The organism is Rhodococcus sp. P4_B6, assembly GCF_056402215.1.
In genome coordinates, this window is record NZ_JBFUHV010000339.1 from 1 (window position 1) to 3,965 (window position 3,965).

At 63.8% G+C, this 3,965-nt stretch carries 2 protein-coding genes and 1 pseudogene; all 3 read right to left on the reverse strand.

Going from position 1 to position 3,965, the window contains the following annotated elements:
- Positions 1-149 precede the first annotated feature (149 nt).
- A pseudogene (locus AC1DWT_RS49935) lies at positions 150-1,280 on the reverse strand (ATP-binding protein); the annotation flags it as partial.
- A 389-nt stretch (positions 1,281-1,669) separates the two neighbouring features.
- Positions 1,670-2,983, reverse strand: a complete 1,314-nt coding sequence (locus AC1DWT_RS49940; protein ID WP_477926140.1) for an aspartate aminotransferase type Ic — start codon at positions 2,981-2,983, stop codon at positions 1,670-1,672.
- Positions 2,984-3,144: 161 nt separating this feature from the next.
- Positions 3,145-3,489: a cupin domain-containing protein gene (locus AC1DWT_RS49945; RefSeq protein ID WP_378452988.1), complete on the reverse strand. Its 345-nt coding sequence runs from the start codon at positions 3,487-3,489 to the stop codon at positions 3,145-3,147.
- Between the last annotated feature and the right edge of the window lie 476 nt (positions 3,490-3,965).

The following is a 3,965-nucleotide window of genomic DNA, read 5'->3' on the forward strand; positions in this document are numbered from 1 at the left end:
TCGTGCGTGCACATCCAATCCGACACTCGTACGCTGATTCATTGCTGGGGCCTCCCACATCTTGTGGCTCTACCGGCCAGGACCCGTTTCCTGTCGGCAACCCACGTTCACATGTGGAGTGGGCCCCAGCCCATACCCTCATACTGTCTAATCCAGTCGGACTCCGCCCGCAGCACCAAGTGTTCGTACCAGTCCCGGTGCCGACGCAAGAGCGATGCGAACTCAGAGGTCTCCTGTAACCGTTCCATACCGTAGTCGCGCAGCGTCTCCAAGAGCCGGTACCGCACGGCTCCCGCGACCTCGTCCCGAATCAGGATCGATTTGTCGATCAGCGACGCCACCACGTCGACAACCTGGGATGACGTCATATCGTCGGCGCAGATGCCCTCGATAGCGTCGAGTTCGAAGCCGCCCGAGAACACTGTCAGCCGCGCCCACAATTCCCGCTCCGCCTGAGAGCACAACTCGTGGCTCCAGTCGATACACCACTGCAGAGTTTGCTGCCGTGCCGGCGCCTCCCTGCTGCTCGTCGTCAGAAGGGCGTACCGGTCTGTCAGCCGTTGCAGGATCTGCTCCACCGACATCGCTCTGAGCCGCACGGCGGCGAGTTCGATCGCAAGCGGAAGACCGTCCAGGCGGCGGCAGATCGCCGCGATGACGTCCTTATTGTTCTCGGTGATGTCGAAGTCCGGGACCGCCATCGTCGCGCGTTCGGCGAAGAGGTTCACCGCCTCGTAGTGGCCCAGTCCCCCTCCGACCAGCGAAACCTGGTCCGGGTCCGGCATCGTAAGGGGTGGGACCCGGTGGATGGCTTCTCCACCAATCCCGAGCGGTTCCCGGCTGGTCGTCAGAATCCGGAGTTCCGGGCAGGCGCGGAGAAGGGTTACGGCGAGGTCGGCGACGGGTTCGATGAGGTGCTCGCAGTTGTCCAGTAGGAGCAAGAGCTTCCGCGGCGAGAGATACTCGACGAGCACTGACTCCGGTGCGGCACTGCGGCCCTCGCTCAGCCTCCACGCCGACAGCACTTCGTCGACGACCGCGCCTGGGTCATTCAGCTCGCCCAACCCGACCGACCACACACCGTCATCGAACGCGCGACTGGACTCGGCGGCGACCCGAAGTGCCAGCCGGGTCTTTCCTACGCCCCCGACACCGGTCAAGGTCACGAGCCGCGAAACGGAGAGCAGCCGRCGAACCTCGCCGATCTCACGGCGGCGGCCGACGAAGCTCGTCAGTTCGTGGGGAAGGTTTCCCGTGGTCGCCTTGATACCGGGAGGCATGAAACCGCCACCTTCATCTCGCGTTCCCTTGCGACCACGGTACCTTCCGCGAACACCTGCTCGTCGCCTCTCCACGGGCAGCGAGTATCGCCATGGTGCGAGACGTAGGGAAGCTACAGCGAGAAACCGCGTGCGGTACTCGGGCGGCGCACTGGCGCGCCGCCCGAGTCGGCCTGACCAGCCACGTGGCGATGTGCACTCGGCACGGCTGGTCCGACCCGGCGTCTGCTCACCATGCCCGGCCGGGGTTCGACGAGCGCGGCGACTAGGACACCGCCCTGGCAACGCTGTCCCAATCTGACGACCGGCAATACGGCGCCGCCCGGCCGTGCCGGGTATTGCGGTCGGATCCCCCGGCACCGTGCTCGACTTGCTGACCCCCGCGGCGGCTACACCGGCGCAGATTCTCGGGACGCACCGGCGCGGTGGTTGCGGCGAACGAGTTCGGCGGCCGCTAATCGTATGCAGGTGCACAAAGCCTCCACGGCAAGACGCAACTCCTGCTCCGATGGCAAGGTTGGGGCCAACCGGATGTGGCTGTCCCGAGGATCGTCGCCGGACGGGAAAGCGGAACCGGCGGAAGTGAGCGTGATGCCGGCCGCGTGTGCCAGGGCCACCACCTGCTTGGCCGTGCCCGGGAACACTTCGAGATTGACGAAGTAACCTCCGGACGGCTGCGTCCACGACGCGATGCCGGAGTTACCCAATTCCCGCTGCAGGGTGGAAGTCACCAGGTCGAACTTCGGTGCGAGAATCTGCTGGTGTTTGCGCATGTGGGCGCGAACACCGGCGGCATCGACAAAGAACCGAACGTGCCGCAGTTGGTTGAGTTTGTCCTGTCCGATGCGCTTTTGCGAGAGATGACCCAGGTACCACGCGACGTTGTCGGGTGAGCCGGCGAAGAAGCTCACTCCACCTCCGGCAAAGGTCATCTTCGAGGTCGAGGCGAACACGTACGGCCGGTCGGGATGGCCTTCCTGGTCGGCGATACTCAGGACATCGAGAACCGGCGGGGCATCACCGGTCAAGGGATGGACCGCATATGCGTTGTCCCAGAAGATACGGAAATCGGGGGCGGCGGTGTCCATGCTCAGCAGTTCGCGAGTGACCTGCTCGGAGTAGGTCACTCCGCTCGGATTGGAATAGGTGGGTACACACCAAATTCCTTTGATCTGAGGATCCGCGGCGACCAACTCGCGAATCGTAGCGGTGTCGGGGCCATCGGAGAGCAGCGGAATCGGAATCATCTCGATGCCGAACGACTCGGTGATGGCGAAATGCCGATCGTAGCCGGGCACGGGGCACAGGAACTTCACCGGTTCGGAGGACCAGGCGGGGCCCGTCGCGCCCGTGCCGTGGATCCAGGCGAACGACAGGACGTCATACATGGTTTCCAGGCTCGAGGTGCCTCCGGCGATCAGGTTCGCGGGTGCGATATCGAGCACCTCACCGAACAGCTCACGCAGCGCGGGCAATCCGGCGAGATCACCGTAGTTGCGGCAATCGATCCCGTCGATCACGTAGTCACCGTCACCGGGTAGGGCGAGCATCGCTGCGGACAGGTCGAGCTGTTCTGGTGCCGGCTTGCCCCGGGTGATGTCGAGAGCGAGCTGTTGGGCCTGCAGTGCCGCGTAGTCGGCGCGGTACCGGGCAAGCTCGATGTCGAGATCGCGGAGGGCGAGATCGTGCAGGGGCGTGGACATCAACGGCTTCCTTCAGGTGGTGAGGAGTTCGATGAGTGGGTGGCTGGCGGGTGCGCCGACTTGGAATCTCCTGGAGCGTCAGACGGCACACAGCCCAGAAGAGCAGGCAAGATCCACGGGATCTGGCCTGCTCTTCTGCGGCGTGGTGCTATTTCAGCCGGTCAGTCGACTGCGCCCGAAATGTCCTGCACAACCCACATCTTGCGGAGCGTCGTGTGGATGGTCCAGGTGCCCTCCCAGCCGGCGGGCGTCACGAACAGCGAGCCGGGGCCGATGTCGAAGCTGTTGCCGTTCGATTCGGTGATGGTGGCGGTTCCACTCAGGATCTGGCAAATCTCGTTGTAGCCGTCCCGGGTGCTCGTGAACGTTCCCGGAGTGACCTCCCAGATCCCCGTCCTCAGACCGTTTCCGTCCCAAAGGCCTTGGGACACTTCGGTCTGACCGGGAGTTGTGGATGTGGACTTGAGGATGTGCTTCCCGGGGTCCGCGGTTGTTGCATCACTCATGACGGTCGCCTTGACCATGGTTACTCCGTTCTTGGGCTGCGCCCTTGGCTGACGTGCCTTTGATGGGGTGGCACGAGACCTATCCTAGCAATTGTCAACAATCTACGATAGGTCCAAGTCTTGTAATTACCATCTCTCCCTTACTTTTTCGAGGAACCTGCATCGGGCATGGGTGGATGGGACATCGCCGTCGTCTGCATGTCTCTGGAGGGCTACCGCGGGCCGCGAGAGCGCCGATACCGTTGATCACCACGTGCCGCCTCATGCGGTGTGCGGTTGTACCGGCACGGAATGCCAACCGCCCGGGGTCGCTCGGTTCCCGGCGACATCCGTCCGCGAGTGCGGACTGCCGACGAACCGACTGCAGTCCTCGCCCAGGCGTGACGAGGTTTTCGGCCTCAGCTACTCCTGGCGTGTTGTTGCGGTGAGATCGTCGACGGCCTTGCGCATGTGACGACTGATGGCCTGCTGGAGTC